The following is a 14,386-nucleotide window of genomic DNA, read 5'->3' on the forward strand; positions in this document are numbered from 1 at the left end:
CAATTTTGTAGCATGGCGGGGAGCCCGTTGCAAACGTGTTTTAGGGTCGCGGCAGGCGGTCTGCACCGATCAGCCCTCATCCTGAGGCGCGCAGGCCATAGGCCGGAGCCTCGAAGGACGAGGGCGAGTGGCTGGGCGCTTATTCGCTAGACCCGTTGGGGGAGAAGGCGCAGTGGCCGACCTCGTCCTTCGAGGCCCCTGCGGGGCACCTCAGAGCCTGTGAATGTTTGGTGGCGGCGGCGATTGTATTGTGATTCTGTTGGGTGGTTGATTTGCTTGGGGGCTGATGGTGGGCGACGAGCTGTTCGAAGGATTGCCGGCATATGGATCGCGGCGCAGTGTTCAGGTGGGGGGCGGCGCGGCGCGGATGCGCGAGCCGGTGCGCGATCAGATCGAGTTGCGTGCCGTGGATATCGACAGCTTGATCGGCCAGGATCACCCGGTGCGCGTTATTTGGAGCTATGTCGAGGGACTGGATCTGAGCGCGCTCGAAGATCGGATCAAGGCGCGTGAGCACAGGCCGGGCCATCCGCCGATTTCGCCACGGCTTTTGCTGGCGCTATGGCTTTATGCCAGCAGCGACGGCGTCGGCAGCGCGCGGGCGCTGGAACGGCTGTGCGGGAGCCACGACGTCTATCGCTGGCTGTGCGGCGGTGTCTCGGTGAACTATCACACGCTTTCGGATTTTCGGGTTGGCTGCGCCGATCTGCTCGACCGGCTGCTTTGCGAGCATCTGGCGGCGCTTGCCGATGCCGGCCTCGTCACCCTCGACAGTCTGGCGCAGGATGGCGTGCGGGTCCGGGCGAGCGCGGGTGCCGCCTCGTTCGGCCGCAAGGCAATGCTTGATCGGCATCTTTCCAATGCCGAGGCCATTGTGGATCAGCTCAAGCGCGAGGTCGATGCGCGTTCGGATGCCAGCACTCGGCGCACATGGCGCGGATTGGCAAGCGCGCAGGCGATCCCCAACTCCCACAACAACAGGAAGGCCGTCCGCTCATAGCCGCCCGACGCCTCCATGACGACGAGCTCGACATTCCCGGCCCGGCAAAGATCGGCCAGCGCGCCAGTGCCGGTGGCGTCATTGCGGAAACGTTCAAACGTCCCGGACGGGCGGATATGCGCATCCAGCCAGTCCTTCGAAACATCCACTCCACATATAACTCTGTTCACGGTAACCTGCCTTGTGCGTGCGATTGGAGCCAAGCGACTATTCGGTCGTACGTGACGATGACGAAGATCCCAGGCTCATTCACGGTTGTAACCGGAGGGAGGGCGGGCGACTTCGTCACGCCTCTGGCCGGGTGGCCACCCGGCCAGAGGCGCAATCGCTTCCATCGCACAAAATCTCTAACGTGCAGATACAAGGGAGGGTGGGGTCGGCCACCCGCCCCTCGTTGGGGAAGCATGGAAAGCGGCGCCCGCGGGCACCGAAAACCCGGCACCCTCACTCCCGAAGCGCTCCGCGCGGCGGGGCCTCCTGCATGAAGCGAGCTCTGCGAAATCACGCGTTTCGAGGGACGAATCACCTGCCGCACAGGCCGAAGGCGGGAATGTACGAAAGCGTACAACCCGGATTTGTTCGCCTTGAAGTCGATGGTTCCAGAGCCGGGGTTGCAGCTTTTTTGCGGCTGAGCGGAGCTCGGCCCGCTGCCTGTGGAATAAGACCCGCAAACCGGCCAGCTGCCGCATTGACACCATCTTCTCGCCTTTTTGCCATGGAGGTTTGCCCCCCGCCGCATTCGGAGGGCCGGTCCCGGTCGATTCCAGTGGCGATGTAGCGATCCGACGAACAGGGCAACATTGGCGATATGACAATCTACTATGTGAACTCAGCGACTGGCTCCGACCGCAACAGCGGCACGGGCCAGACCTCGGCTTTTGCGACTTTGTCCAAAGTGGAATCTCTGAAACTGAAACCGGGCGACAGCGTGCTGCTCGCCAAGGGCAGCGTGTTCAACGAGCAGTTCGATATCAAATATTCCGGCACCGAAAGCGCGCCGATCAAGATCGGCAGTTACGGCACGGGGGCAGCCCCCGTCATTCACAGCAACGGCGATGGCATTCACAGCCTCTATGCTTCCAACATCGTCATCGAGAATTTGAAGATCTCCAATACCGGAAGTGCGGGCATCTATGGCGGCAGCGTCACCAACTGGACGGTGCGCAATGTCGAGATCGCCAAGACGGGGCAGTCGGAAAGCGCCGGCGCCGTCACCTTCCGCAACAGCAAGAACATCACGGTCGAAAACACCAAGGTATCCGACGTCAAGGGCGACGGCTTCTGGATCGAAAAGGTCGCCGGCGTCAAGCTGCTCGACAACACGGTGACCAGCGCCAACGGCTCGACGGCCGATGCCGTGCAAGTCAACGACAGCAGCAATATCCTGATCAAAGGCAACCATCTCGACCAGACCGATGCCAGCAGCCCGAAGGGCGTGATCGCGCTGGTGCGGGGCACCAATGCGGTGATCGAGGACAATGTGCTGACCGGCGGCGGCTTCGGCATCAGCGCGCCGGCGGGCAAGACCGTCGCCATCCGCGACAACGACATCTCAGGCTTTCACGGCTACGACTGGTCGTTCGCCGTCGGCCTCGGCGATCAGGGCAGTGCGCGGGATTACGACATATCCGGCAACCACATCCATGACGGCGCCTGGGGTGTGGCCGTCAGCGGCCCACTCGGCGCGAGCTATACCCGCACCAATATCAAGGTGCACGACAACACCTTCGACGACCTCAGCCAGGCGGCGCTGAAGGTCGACCGGCCGGCCTCCGGCTCCTTCTACAACAATACGATCGAGAGCGGCACCAAGGCCACCAGCATATCGCCCTCGATCGTCGATGCGCATACCTTCACCGTCACGGGCAACCAGACGGTCGCCAATGTCTCGACGACGCTTGCCGCCACCGAGACCAAGGTTCCTGCCACGACGGAAGCGGCGGTCGCCGACCCGGCGGTCGTCGCCGTCCATGACAATCTGAAGATCTTCACCGACAACGGCGAAGCCCATCGCGGCAATCTTCTGGAAAACGACAGCTCCGACACCGATACGTTGGTGCTGCGCCGCTTCGACGGCGAAAGCGTCGGCAAGCACGGCCTGACGCTGACCGGCGAGTACGGCTCCATCCACGTCGAACGGGACGGCAGCTATGCCTATACGCTCGACGAGACGAAGCTGCCGGCCGCCCATGACGGCCATGTGAGCGAGACTTTCGGCTATGGGATCGATGATGGGAATTCCCAGCATACCGACGGGGATACGCTGACGGTGTTCATCCATATGGATGATTTGTTGCGGTGAGGATTGGGGTGGGGGCATGACCTCCACCCTCTGCCACTGTGGGATATGTGCCCTTCGCAGCGCTTCATGTGAAGGGCAATGAAAGATGTGCCGCGTATCCCCCTCATCCGCCTGCCGGCACCTTCTCCCCGCTGGAGAGAAGAGGAATCGCAGCAGCGTCTTGCCCTTCTCGAAGGCATCGTTTGTGGACGGGGAGCTCTCGGCTTGCCCGCTTCTTCCCAGCGGGGGTCCGAAGGACGGGGCGAGACGCGTGGCTCGACCCAGGTCGATGCCGGCAGGCAGATGAGGGGGCCACACGGCACACCTGCCATTGCCTGGCTCTGATGACACAAGCCGCAATCTCTCTCCGGCCTCATCCTGAGGCTCTCGAAGGAGGAGGGCGGCCATCGGTGATGGCAGCTTACCTAACGTAAACCATCAAACCGTACGTTACCGTCCATTCGCCCTTCGGTCGTTGTTTCCTCGCTAATTTTCCCTTAAGTTGTATTCTCGTAGATGCAGCCTCCGCCAGGCGCTTCTCGGGAGCAAGGCAGGCCCACTCAGGCCCGCCGCCGCCGTAACGGCAAATCGAACGCCATCCTGACATGGCCTTCAGCCCCCGACCGCATCCGATCCACTCGCTGCAGCCGTTCATGACGGCTGGGCGATAATGCGAGAATAGGCGAGATGACAATCTATTATGTGAATTCAGCGACGGGCTCCAACACGAACGCCGGCACCAGCGAGGACGCGCCTTTCAAGTCCTTCTGGGCGGTGGAAAACCTGAAACTGCAGCCGGGCGACAGCGTGCTGCTGGCCGCCGGCAGCGTCTATAACGACCAGCTCGACCTGAAATACTCCGGCACAGTCGATGCGCCGATCACCATCGGCAGCTACGGCGTCGGCGATGCGCCTGTCATCCACAGCCCGAATGACGGCATTCACAGCCTCTATGCCTCGAACATCGTCATCGAGAACATCGCGATCTCCGATACCGGGGGCGCGGCCATCTATGGCGGTTATGTCTCAAATTGGACCGTCCGCAATGTCGAAGTGGATCATACCGGGCTTTCCAAATCGGGCTCCATCACCTTCCGGACCGGCTCGAACATCACCATCGAGAACAGCACGATCAACGACGTCAACGGCGACGGCGTGTGGATCGAGAAGGTCAACGGCGTCAATTTCATCAACAACACCGTCACCAACGCCCATGGCACGGCGGCCGACGCCGTGCAGATGAACGACAGCAGCAACATCGTCATCTCAGGCAATACTCTCGACCAGACAGGCGCGGTGACGCCGAAGGGCGTGATCGCGCTGGTGCGGCCGGTCGATGCCGTCGTCGAGGACAATACGATCATCGGCGGCGGCTTCGGGATCGGCGCGCAGGCCGGCACCAACGTCGCCATCCACGGCAACGATATTTCAGGCTATGGCGGTTACAGCTGGTCCTATGCCATCGGCCTCGGCGACCAGGGCGATACGCGCGACTACGACATTTCGGGCAACTACATCCATGACGGCGTCTGGGGCGTGGCGATCAGCGCCGCCGGCACGACCAGCTATGTCCGCGAGGGCATCGATATCTATGGCAACTTGTTCGACGATCTGACGCAGGCGGCGCTGAAGGTCGACCGGCCTGCCTCCGGCTCGTTCCACGACAATTTCATCGCCAGTGACGTGACGCCCTACAACATATCGCCAACGATCATCGCCGCCGGCACTTTTCCCGTCTACGACAACACGACGGTCGACGAGAGCCCGACCGCGCTTGCCAGCGCCGACAGCCTTGTCGCCACCGAGGCAAGCCTCAGCCTGATGGCCGACAGCGCCTATGCCGGGCAGGACAGCGTAACGAAGATGAAAGCCGAGGCGGACCACGGCCATCACGGCGATCCCTTCGGCGAGGACGGCGTCTCCGCCGAAAGCCTGCTGCTTCGCCGCTTCGGCCATGATGGCTTCGACAAAGGCAGTGATGTGGCGGACAAGGGCAATCATTTCGGCCCGTTCGACGCGGCCGATCTCTTCGGCGCCGGCGAAACCGGCAACGCCTTCTGGCATCCCGACATCCCGGCGCCGCCGGCGGAGGGTTCGCATTATCAGGATGGGCTGGTGCTGAGCGTCATCCTCCATCCCGAGGATGCGCTGACCTAGTTTTCGCCGAGCAGGGTCAGCAGGACTTCGGCTTCGATCTCCGTGCAGATGCTCTCATATTCGGCGACGATCGCGGGATCAGACGCCCTATCCCTGCGCATGCGGTCGAGCACGGCGCAGACCTCGCCATAGGCGCTGCACATCTCGCCGAGATCGGGATCGCTCGCCGCAGCCGCCCGGATCGTTCCCCGCGTCGCGGGCAACCGCATCATCAGCCGGGCCAGCCCCTGCTCGGCGGCGCGTCCGGCGATGCGGGCGACGCCTTCTTTCCTGGCCATGCCACCACCCCTTGCTGCTTCTTTCCGCTGTCGAGAGAAATACGCAGGAATGCTGCATCTGGTTCAGAGAAGAGGAGAAAATTGCCCGCCTAAAAACCTCCTTGCCACTCAATTTCAATGAATCCAATGAGTTATAATTGACAAAGAGGTTTTTAAGAGAGGTCAACATTTTAAAAAATGGGTTGGGTGAGATGGGGAAGCGTATTTTTAAAAAATGTTGAGGCCTCTTAAAAACGTCCTTCCAAACCTCTTTGGCGGTTAAAGTCCGTGATATTGGAGGTGTGCCGTGTGGCCCCCTCATCCGGCCCTTCGGGCCACCGACCGGGGTCGAGCCGCAGGTCTCGACCCGTCCTTCGGACCCCCGCTGGGGAGAAGGGGAGTCGAGAGCTCCACGTCCTCAAATGATGTCTTCAAGAAGGGCAAGACGTTGCTGCGATTCCGCTTCTCCCCAGCGGGGGTCCGAAGGACGGGGCGAGACGCGTGGCTCGACCCAGGTCGATGCCGGCAGGCAGATGAGGGGGCCACACGGCACAGCTCCATGGCCTTTCGCTTCACCCCGGGCGGCAAGCGAAAGGCAGATGGAAATCGCCGCTTACGCCGCAAGACCGATAGTAATCGTCGCCGAAAGCACGCCGCCATCGAGCTTTTCGAAGTCGAAGATGTGGTCGGCGGCGTCGTCGGGGATGAGGTTGTCGGCTTCGTTGCGGGTGTCGCGGGCAGGGCGGCCGGCATAGTCGGGGTGCTCGCCGTAGACGATGTCGCTCAGCGCGTCGTCGAAATAGATCTGGCTGACGAGCAGCTCCCTGCCGTCGACGAGGATGCGGCAGTGGACATGCGGCGTGCGGCCGCTGTACCAGCCGGGATAGGCGGTGAGAAAGCTCGCCCGGCCCTGCGCATCGGTCAGCTGGCGGCCGCGGAAGGCGAGGCCGCTGATCGCCTCGGCATCGCCGAAGGTGCACATTTCGGCGGCCTCGCGGCCGGAATAGATGCCGCGGTGATCGGTGTGCCAGATCTCGATATCGACCTTTCCCACCGGCCGGCAATCGGCGGCATGGACGATGCGGACGGCAAGGCGCAGCGGCAGTCCGGGTCTACCCTCCGAAACATCCCGGCGGGCGGGGACATCGTTGACATGACAGGGGCCGAGGGTCTGGGCGAGCATCGCAACGCAGTTCGGGCGGGCGCGGAAGAGCGGCTCCGGCAGCGTCTCCCAGGCGACCGCCTTGGTGCCGCCGCTCTGGAAATCGCTTGCCTTCCAGTCGAATGTCCTGGCGGCGATGGCGACGTGGCGCCGCGGCCAGATGGCTGCCGCGATCACTGATGACGCCGCGATGGCCGCGCCGCCGAGCACAAGGGTCCGCCTCTTCATCCGTCTTCCTTTCGTTGGCGCCAGCGTGGAGGAGGATGGCCGGAAAAGCCAGTTAAATCCCGGCAATGGTCGGTGAAGCTCGGTTCGGCGCGGCAATGTATTGTCAGTGCCTCCCAAGTATTCTGAGGATCCCTCATGGAATATCGGTTAAGCAGGGTGGAGGCCGCGGGCGTCTCGCGAGGCAGGCTTTTCCCATCTCCGCGCCGGGCCGACAGAGCCTGCCGCGCTAAGACTATCTTCAGATTATCCTCGAAAATACACGAATAAATTGCTTCTCATTCGCGCCATGATTCATCTTTACGTTTCCGCCCGCATTTTATTCTTCGTCACAATTGAGATCATCATGATCTTCGCAACAATGGTGGGAAACCATGAGGGTTATTCTCGTCATCGTCCTCACGGCGCTTGCCGTGCCCTGTGAGGCAGACATGCTCGGCACGGCGTCCCGATACAAAAGCATGCATGAACGCTCCATCTCCTTCCTCAGCGTCAATCCGAGGCGCACTTCCTGGTGCGGGGCGTTCCTGGCCTATGTCGCCAAGCGATCTTCAAGGGAGCCGCCCGACAACCCCAATATGGCGCGCTCCTGGATGAAGTTCGGCAAGCCGGTCTTCGCCCGCTCGGCCAAGCGCGGCGACGTGGTGGTGATCCGCAGCGGAAGGCGTTTCCACGTCAGCCTGTTCGACCATTTCGACCAGCGGCGCCAATACGTCTATCTCTTCGGCGGCAACCAGTCCAACCGGGTCCAGCTGTCGCGCTACCGCGCCAGCTCCGTCGTCGCCGTTCGACGATGAAGCCCGACATCCTCTCCGTTAAAAACCTCATTGCCACTGAATTCCCATGAATCCAATAGCTTAGGATTGACAAAGAGGTTTTTAAGAGAGGTCAACATTTTAAAAAATGGGTGCAGCCTGGATCTGCAGGCCCTAGCTTGGGCATTTTTAAAAATGTTCAGCCTCCTTAAAAACGTCCTTCCAAACCTCCTTGGCGGGGTTGGGGCGTATCTTCCGGCACCTATTTGACGGATCCTGACCTCGGCGAGGCTTCAGGCCTTGCCCAGATGCTTCGGCCAGAATTGCTGATGGACTTCGGCGGCTTCGTCTTCGAGGCTCGTCGGGCCGACCACGGTGACGACGCGTGCGCCGGTTTGCAGCACCGCCCGGCTCGGCACGTTCAATCCGATCCCGGCAATCTCGCCAAGCCGCGTTTCGGAGCAGGCAAACACCATGCTTCCGATGCCCGACCAGTAGATCGCTCCGGCGCACATCGCGCAGGGTTCCGTGCTGGTGTAGAGCGTGCAGCCGGCGAGAAAAGCCGGGTCGTAATGCTGCGCCGCCAGTTTCACCAGGTTCATCTCGGCGTGGTTCGTCATGTCGCGGCCGCTGAAGACGGTGTTTTCGGCGCGCAGGATCACTTCGCCGTCCCTCACCAGCACCGAGCCAAACGGTTCGCCGCCGCCGTGTTCTATCGCGGATCTCGAGAGCGCAATCGCCTCGCGCAAAAACGGCTCATGGTTTTCCATCAGAGTCCTCCCCGAAAAAGCTAGAGCGGGATGATCTTGTCTTGAATCCGGGGGATTTCCAAGGCATTGCAAACGGATTCGAGCCGGCGCCCGAAAGGATAAGGGCAGGCGGGCTCGGCACCCGGCCGTCAATCGACAGCGTCGAGTTCGCACAGCACGCCGTCGATGGGGATGGCGGCCAGCCTTTCGCGTTTGATATCGAACCGCCAGGCCTTGACGATATTCTCCGATCGATGCGTGCCATCCGGCTGCTCGGCCATTCTGCCGAGCGCGAAGACGGCGTCCCCGGGGAAGCGGTTCGATGAGCAATAGACCGGCTGCAGAAGTTCGTGGCGGGGGCTGGGCCTGGTGATCGTCACCTGATCGACATCGGCCCAGACGGGAAGGTTGCCGTTCCTGCCGGTCTGGCGGCGAAGCACCAGCGAGAGCTTTGCGCCGCATTTCAGCTCGGCCGCCCCATAGGCCGGGCCTCCGGCCGCTCCCGGCAAGGCCGTTCCGCTGACCTCCACACAGCCTGTCGGAGACGGCGGCGCCGATTTTCCCCGCGCCTCGCTGGCATGGCCGGCGGCCGGGATCAGCGTGAGAAGGGCGGCAATCGCGGGGAGATATCGGGACATGGGGAAACCGTAAAGGCGAGCAAAGGGAAGCTTGGCAAATTCTCAATCCAGAGGAGTGGACGGTAGCTTTGCTTGGGGACGAGTCAATAGGCGATCCGGTTGGTGGAATGTCGGCAGCAGTGGCCGGTGGCCGACCTCGTCCTTCGAGGCCCCTTGCGGGGCACCTCAGGATGAGGTCGGAGAGAGCGAGCGGCTTGTCTCGCCGGAAACATAGCGGCACGGCACACCGATCCGGGAAGCCATGCGGCGCAACAATCACCCTCAGCTACGCGGCACAACGGTCAGCCTCAGTCACACGGCACACCGACTAGCCCTCATCCTGAGCTGCGCAGGCCGACCGCCGCTGCCTCGAAGGGCGGAGGCGGATGGTTGTGCATCTTCGCACGCCCGTGAACTGGCGTGGCCGATCAGCCTGGCCGGGAATTTTCGCCGACACTCCTGTAAGCGGCAATAATACTGTCGGCCGCCAGGCGGGCCTCGTCCGCGGTCGTCTGGAAGTTGGTGACGGAGAGGCGCAGGACGTCGCGGTTGCGCCATTTGGCGCCGCCGGCGAAGAGGGTGGCTTCGGCGCGGATCCTTTCGATGGTCTTGCGGGTGATGGCGTCGCTTTCTTCGTCCGGCCGGTCGGTGGCGAAGCGCAGGATGAGCTGGTTCAGCGTCACCTCGTTGAGGATGGTGATGCCGGGTTCGCGCGCCAGATGCTCGGCGAGCAGGCGGGCCGAGGCGCAGCACTGGTCGATGAGGGCGGCGATGCCGTCGCGGCCGAGATGTTTCAGCATCGCCCAGGTGGCAAAGCCGCGGGCGCGCCTGGAAAGCTCCGGCACGTAATGGGAAGGGTCGCGCTCGCCTTCGGTGGCGAGCGGCAGGTAGCTTGCGGCGATCGTCATGGCGCGGCGATGGGCAAGCTCGTCGCGGACGATCGCATAACCGCAGTCATAGGGCGTCTGCAGCCATTTGTGGCCGTCCGTCGCCCAGCTGTCGGCCGCCTCGACGCCGCGGCTGAGATGCCTGAACTTCTCCGATGCCTGCGCCCAGAGGCCGAAGGCGCCGTCGATATGCACCCAGGCGCCCTTTTGCTTCAGCGCCGGGATGAGGCTGACAAAATCGTCGAAGCCGCCGGTATTGATCTGGCCGGCCTGGAGAACGGCGATGCAGGGGCCGGTGAACGAGGCAAGCGCGCCGGGGAGCGCGGCCGGATCGATCCGGCCCATCGCGTCGGTCGGCAGGCGCAGCACGCGGTCATGGCCGAGGCCGAGGAATTGCAGCGCGGAGAAGACGGTCGTATGGGCGTCGTCGCCGATCACGACCGTGATCTCGGGCGCGCCGAACAGGCCCTTGGCATCGCCATCCCAGCCGGCCCGGCGCAGCACCTCGCCCCGGGCGGCGGCAAGACAGGTGAAATTGGCGACCGTGGCGCCGGTGACGAAGCCGACCGAGCATTCGGCCGGCAGCTTCAGGAGATCGAGAAGCCATCTCGCCGAAATGGTTTCGACGGCGGCCGCGGCCGGCGCGGCGGTGTGGTTTCCGGCATTTTGGCCCCAGGCGCTGGTCAGGAAATCGGCCGCGACGCCGACCGGATGCGAGCCGCCGATGACCCAGCCGAAGAAGCGCGGGCCGGTGGTGAAATGCAGCCCGGGCGCGGCGCTTTCGGCGAGCTCCCGGATCACATCGCCCATATCGGCGCCTGCCGCCGGCAGCGGCTCGTCGAAGGTGGCGAGCGACGCGGCGTAATCATGGCGCGGCACATGACGGGCGGGAGCGGATTGGCGAAAGGCGGCCGCAAGCCGGGCGGCTTCCTGAAACAGAGATGCGATTGCCGACATATGATCCCCCATGCCGGCTGCCCGCCGGTGCTGACGGACCCTCCTCGAAGCTTCATTGCCGGCAGCAGGCAATCTAGCCGATCTTGCCGGCGCTGTCTCGGCAGCGAAAGGGTTAGAGCGGCCGTCGTCCGGTGCGCACGCTTACGGCAAAGGCGGCTGCGCTTCCTCGAGAACGGCGAGCAGCCAGGCGACACCTGTATCCATCAGCGCGACCTTGGGGATGACAGCATTGATGCGAAACCGCGTCAATTCCAGCGGCGCATCGACGCTTTCAAGGCCAAAGCGTGCCGCATGCATGGCGGCAAAGCGCCTCGGCAGGGCGCAGACGAGATCGGTTTCGGCAAGGATGGCGAGGGCGAACATGAAGTTCGGCACGGTGAGCGCCACCCGGCGGCTGCAGCCGCGGCGGGCCAGCGCCTCGTCGACGAAGCCATGCGGATCGCCGCCGAGCGAGACGACCAGGTGCTGCTGATCGCAATAGCGCTCAAGCGTCGGCTCGCCGGCGAAGGCATGGCCGGCGCGCATCGCGACGACGAAATCCTCGTCATAGAGGCCGCTGACATGGAAGCGCTCCGGAATGTGCCCGGTGGGAAGGACGGCGATATCGGTCAGCCGGTCTTCGAGATCGGTGAAGGCGCCGCGCCATGCGCGTTCGGGCGCGCTTTCGCCCTGCGCCGGCAGCAACTGGCGGATGGCGATATCGATGCCGGGCGCCCTGCGGCGAAGCTCGGCGAGAAGCGGCGCCAGCAGCACGGCCGAAATGCCGTCCGGGGCGGCGACGGTGAAGCGGCGCCCGGAGGTGGCGGGATCGAAGGGCTCGGCCGACGACAGCACGTTGCGCAGGCGCGCCAGCACATCGGCGATCGGGGCGGCGAGCTCCAGCGCGCGCGCCGTCGGCACCACGCCCTTCGGCGTGCGCAGGAACAGGGGATCGTTCATGAGCCGCCGCAGCCGGCCGAGGCCGTGGCTGACGGCCGACGAGGTGAGGTTCAGCCGCTCGGCCGCGCGGCCGACATGACGCTCCTCCAGCACCGCCTCGAAGAGGACGAGGAGGTTGAGATCGGTGCGGGAAAGATCAATCTGGTTCAGCATATCGCTGAAATCATATCATTGGATTCAGTACTGACGAAATGGGAGTGTCCGGCGGCGGCGCAATAGGTGTTCGTATTGTTGAAGGAGCAGGCCCATGTCATCCGCATCCCATCTCAAACTTGCCGAAGCGGGCGCGCCCGACGCCCGATGCGCCGAACTCTTCTGCCGCACCGCGGAAGCGAATGCGGCGCTGATGCGCGGCGATGTCGACACCTACCGCGCTCTCAACCCGCTTGCGGCCGATTTCATCCTCATGTCTCCCTTCGGCGGCCGGCCGACGCGTGGGGCGGAGCTGACGGAGGAGCGCTGGCAGTCGGTCGGCCGGTTCTTTGCCAATGGCGACTTCGAGCAGGAACTCGTGCAGGCCTATGGCTCGGCCGAGATGGTGGTCCTCGCCGTCATCGAGCGCGCCCGCGTCGAGGTCGGCGGCCTGCCGATGCAGGACTGGGCTCTGCGCGTCACCCTGGTCTATCGCCGCGAGGGCGGAGAATGGCGGCTCGCCCACCGCCATGCCGATCCACTTGCCAACGGCATCAGCCTGGAACAGGCGGCGACACTGGGGCAGGGGCCGGCTTCATAAGTAGGACGTTCACACGTCTCAATGCCTGTTTTTCATTTCCTGTCGGCGAGCAGGCGGGCGATTTCTGCCTTCACTTTCGCGTCGGGCTCGATTTCTCGCGCCGCCGAGAGGCGCGCTTCGGCATCGGCCGGCCAGTTTTCGCGGCCCCAGGCGTCAAGCGCCTTCAGCGCCATGTGGCGGTTGCGGATCACCGGGCTCTGGAGGCTGGCCTCGATGAAGTCCCAGCCCTTGCCGGGGAATCTGCGCAGATCCTGGACGATGAAATCGAACGCGGCATGGGTTTGGTATTTCTCGCCGTAGCCGACGCCTTCCAGTTGCGGCCCTGTCGCCACATCGCGAAAGTCGAATGTCGAGCGGGCAAGATCCAGCACTCGGTCGATCCGCTCCGGATCGTTCGTCTGCATGAGAAAATACCAGGAATTGTGGCCTGCCAACTGCCGCGTGAGGTAGATCTGCCAAATATCCATCTCGAGAAACCTGGCAATCGTTATGGCGTCATAGAAGCGAAGATGATCGCCCGTTGCCAGCCAGGGTTCGGCCAGGTCCGCCAGCGGCTGCTGTTTCAGGATGGCCGCTACCTGCTGCCTGACGGTCTGGCGTTCCTGCGGCGACCAGCCCGGCTGCCGTTCCCAGGCGGGATCCTCGTCGGCGAGAAACTCGCCCATGCGCACGAGCGCGCCGCATTGCGCGAGGCTCAGCCCGTCGCGATCCAGGTGGCCGACGAACAGGCGAACGGCCTCGGCGCCATCGCTATAATCGAACATATCCTGCGCCGGGCCACCCGAAAAAAGCGCGCCTATAATGTCGGAAGCGCCCGACAGCAGCTCTTCGTCAACGGTTTGGGCGCGCAGGGCCTCGATCAGATTGCCCGCCGTGGCGCAGGTATAGGCGAGATACTCATACATGATCGAATTGGCGCAGCCGTGCCGCAGCATCCAGGATTTGATCTCGGCATTTTTCGTATTCGAGAGTCGCGAGACAGCGTCGATCTTGCCCCAGCCGTCGAGGCGTTTTGCGAGGTCCCAGATTTCCATCTCCGGGTCGTCGAGCGTATTGATCAGCGCGACATTGGCAAACATAGCGAACTCATCGTGCCGGCCGAGCGTCCGGAACAGGTCGATATTGTCAGGGTTGCGCTTGGCTCCGAGCAACGCGATCGCCGCCTTCACCACCTCGCGGTCCGGCGCGTTCGACGCCAGCCAGCGCATGAGGTCCTGAAGCTTGCCGCTGTCGAGTTCTCCTGCCGAAAAGCCGACCAGGCTGTCGATATATTCGATTGCCGCGTCCCGGTTCATGGCGTCGTAAAGCCGCTTCAGGCTTTCGGCCGACGGTCTGGCGAGCGCAGCCTTGAGGGCGGGATAGACGGCCCAGGCTTTCGCCCGCGCCGGCTCGTTGCCAGGCGCTACAATGTGGTCCATGGCGCCGCCGACCCATGAAACCTCGGTTTTGGAAAAATAGATTTCCTGGTCGGGCAGGTTGGCATCGCTGCCGTTCTCCCTGACGAAGCGGTAGAGGGACGGCCGACCGGCATCCCATGGCGTCGGGAATGTGTCGGGATTCCAGGCAAGCCTTTTGTTTCGAAGAAGCGAGAGGATTTTCATCGATGATCTATTGCAGTCTCGGCTGCGGCAGGTGAACAACCTATTGGATAAGGCGGTTGCGCGGCG

The 14,386-nt window shown here is 63.3% G+C and carries 11 protein-coding genes and 2 pseudogenes; 5 read left to right on the forward strand and 8 right to left on the reverse strand.

From position 1 onward, the window contains the following. Window positions 1-283: 283 nt before the first annotated feature. Window positions 284-928 (forward strand): annotated as a pseudogene (locus ATY76_RS04175) (transposase); the annotation flags it as partial. Here ATY76_RS04175 and ATY76_RS34040 read toward each other — a convergent pair. Next, window positions 925-1,149, reverse strand: a pseudogene (locus ATY76_RS34040) (IS110 family transposase); the annotation flags it as partial. The pseudogenes ATY76_RS04175 and ATY76_RS34040 sit on opposite strands and share 4 nt — an antisense overlap. Window positions 1,150-1,808: 659 nt before the next feature. Here ATY76_RS34040 and ATY76_RS04185 point away from each other — a divergent pair. After that, window positions 1,809-3,302 carry a right-handed parallel beta-helix repeat-containing protein gene (locus ATY76_RS04185; RefSeq protein ID WP_088673483.1) on the forward strand — a complete coding sequence of 498 codons (1,494 nt, stop codon included), beginning with the start codon at window positions 1,809-1,811 and terminating at the stop codon, window positions 3,300-3,302. Window positions 3,303-3,968: 666 nt separating this feature from the next. Then, the gene (locus ATY76_RS04190) at window positions 3,969-5,438 is read left to right on the forward strand and encodes a right-handed parallel beta-helix repeat-containing protein (protein ID WP_088673484.1); all 1,470 of its coding nucleotides are present in this window, start codon (window positions 3,969-3,971) and stop codon (window positions 5,436-5,438) included. Here the strand turns inward: ATY76_RS04190 and ATY76_RS04195 are convergent. Together ATY76_RS04195 and ATY76_RS04200 are read right to left on the reverse strand one after the other, a co-directional pair. Next, window positions 5,435-5,716: a nodulation protein gene (locus ATY76_RS04195; RefSeq protein ID WP_088673485.1), complete on the reverse strand. Its 282-nt coding sequence runs from the start codon at window positions 5,714-5,716 to the stop codon at window positions 5,435-5,437. The genes ATY76_RS04190 and ATY76_RS04195 overlap by 4 nt on opposite strands. A 592-nt stretch (window positions 5,717-6,308) precedes the next feature. Then, entirely contained in the window at window positions 6,309-7,085 is a 777-nt protein-coding gene (locus ATY76_RS04200; protein ID WP_088673486.1) for a protocatechuate 3,4-dioxygenase, read from the reverse strand. 371 nt (window positions 7,086-7,456) lie between these two features. On the opposite strand from ATY76_RS04200, the gene ATY76_RS04205 reads away from it, so the two are divergent. After that, window positions 7,457-7,879, forward strand: a complete 423-nt coding sequence (locus tag ATY76_RS04205) for a TIGR02594 family protein (RefSeq protein ID WP_088673487.1) — start codon at window positions 7,457-7,459, stop codon at window positions 7,877-7,879. 251 nt (window positions 7,880-8,130) lie between these two features. Here ATY76_RS04205 and ATY76_RS04210 read toward each other — a convergent pair whose 3' ends face one another. The 4 genes from ATY76_RS04210 to ATY76_RS04225 all read right to left on the reverse strand — a co-directional run bounded on the left by ATY76_RS04210 (window position 8,131) and on the right by ATY76_RS04225 (window position 12,139). Beyond that, window positions 8,131-8,607 (reverse strand): nucleoside deaminase, encoded by a 477-nt coding sequence (locus tag ATY76_RS04210; RefSeq protein ID WP_088673488.1) that lies wholly within the window; start codon window positions 8,605-8,607, stop codon window positions 8,131-8,133. A 128-nt stretch (window positions 8,608-8,735) separates the two neighbouring features. Continuing rightward, window positions 8,736-9,224 carry a hypothetical protein gene (locus ATY76_RS04215; RefSeq protein ID WP_245309673.1) on the reverse strand — a complete coding sequence of 163 codons (489 nt, stop codon included), beginning with the start codon at window positions 9,222-9,224 and terminating at the stop codon, window positions 8,736-8,738. Between the two features lie 407 nt (window positions 9,225-9,631). Next, the gene (locus ATY76_RS04220) at window positions 9,632-11,047 is read right to left on the reverse strand and encodes an aspartate aminotransferase family protein (RefSeq protein ID WP_088673758.1); all 1,416 of its coding nucleotides are present in this window, start codon (window positions 11,045-11,047) and stop codon (window positions 9,632-9,634) included. Window positions 11,048-11,188: 141 nt separating this feature from the next. Continuing rightward, window positions 11,189-12,139, reverse strand: a complete 951-nt coding sequence (locus ATY76_RS04225) for a LysR family transcriptional regulator (RefSeq protein ID WP_088673490.1) — start codon at window positions 12,137-12,139, stop codon at window positions 11,189-11,191. Between the two features lie 94 nt (window positions 12,140-12,233). Between ATY76_RS04225 and ATY76_RS04230 the strand changes: the two genes are divergently transcribed. Next, window positions 12,234-12,719, forward strand: coding sequence for a nuclear transport factor 2 family protein (locus ATY76_RS04230; protein WP_088673491.1), 486 nt, complete (start codon window positions 12,234-12,236; stop codon window positions 12,717-12,719). A 32-nt stretch (window positions 12,720-12,751) separates the two neighbouring features. Here the strand turns inward: ATY76_RS04230 and ATY76_RS04235 are convergent, their stop codons facing one another. After that, window positions 12,752-14,320 (reverse strand): hypothetical protein, encoded by a 1,569-nt coding sequence (locus ATY76_RS04235; protein WP_088673492.1) that lies wholly within the window; start codon window positions 14,318-14,320, stop codon window positions 12,752-12,754. Between the last annotated feature and the right edge of the window lie 66 nt (window positions 14,321-14,386).

This window comes from Rhizobium sp. R339 (assembly GCF_002211395.1).
In the GTDB taxonomy this organism is placed as follows: Bacteria; Pseudomonadota; Alphaproteobacteria; order Rhizobiales; family Rhizobiaceae; genus Rhizobium.

Excerpts from the sequence above, each read along its gene's own strand:
- ATY76_RS04185 (WP_088673483.1), top strand. The coding sequence starts at position 1,809 with ATGACAATCTACTATGTGAACTCAGCGACTGGCTCCGACCGCAACAGC.
- ATY76_RS04190 (WP_088673484.1), top strand. The coding sequence starts at position 3,969 with ATGACAATCTATTATGTGAATTCAGCGACGGGCTCCAACACGAACGCC.
- ATY76_RS04195 (WP_088673485.1), bottom strand. The coding sequence starts at position 5,716 with ATGGCCAGGAAAGAAGGCGTCGCCCGCATCGCCGGACGCGCCGCCGAG.
- ATY76_RS04200 (WP_088673486.1), bottom strand. The coding sequence starts at position 7,085 with ATGAAGAGGCGGACCCTTGTGCTCGGCGGCGCGGCCATCGCGGCGTCA.
- ATY76_RS04205 (WP_088673487.1), top strand. The coding sequence starts at position 7,457 with ATGAGGGTTATTCTCGTCATCGTCCTCACGGCGCTTGCCGTGCCCTGT.
- ATY76_RS04210 (WP_088673488.1), bottom strand. The coding sequence starts at position 8,607 with ATGGAAAACCATGAGCCGTTTTTGCGCGAGGCGATTGCGCTCTCGAGA.
- ATY76_RS04215 (WP_245309673.1), bottom strand. The coding sequence starts at position 9,224 with ATGTCCCGATATCTCCCCGCGATTGCCGCCCTTCTCACGCTGATCCCG.
- ATY76_RS04220 (WP_088673758.1), bottom strand. The coding sequence starts at position 11,047 with ATGTCGGCAATCGCATCTCTGTTTCAGGAAGCCGCCCGGCTTGCGGCC.
- ATY76_RS04225 (WP_088673490.1), bottom strand. The coding sequence starts at position 12,139 with ATGCTGAACCAGATTGATCTTTCCCGCACCGATCTCAACCTCCTCGTC.
- ATY76_RS04230 (WP_088673491.1), top strand. The coding sequence starts at position 12,234 with ATGTCATCCGCATCCCATCTCAAACTTGCCGAAGCGGGCGCGCCCGAC.
- ATY76_RS04235 (WP_088673492.1), bottom strand. The coding sequence starts at position 14,320 with ATGAAAATCCTCTCGCTTCTTCGAAACAAAAGGCTTGCCTGGAATCCC.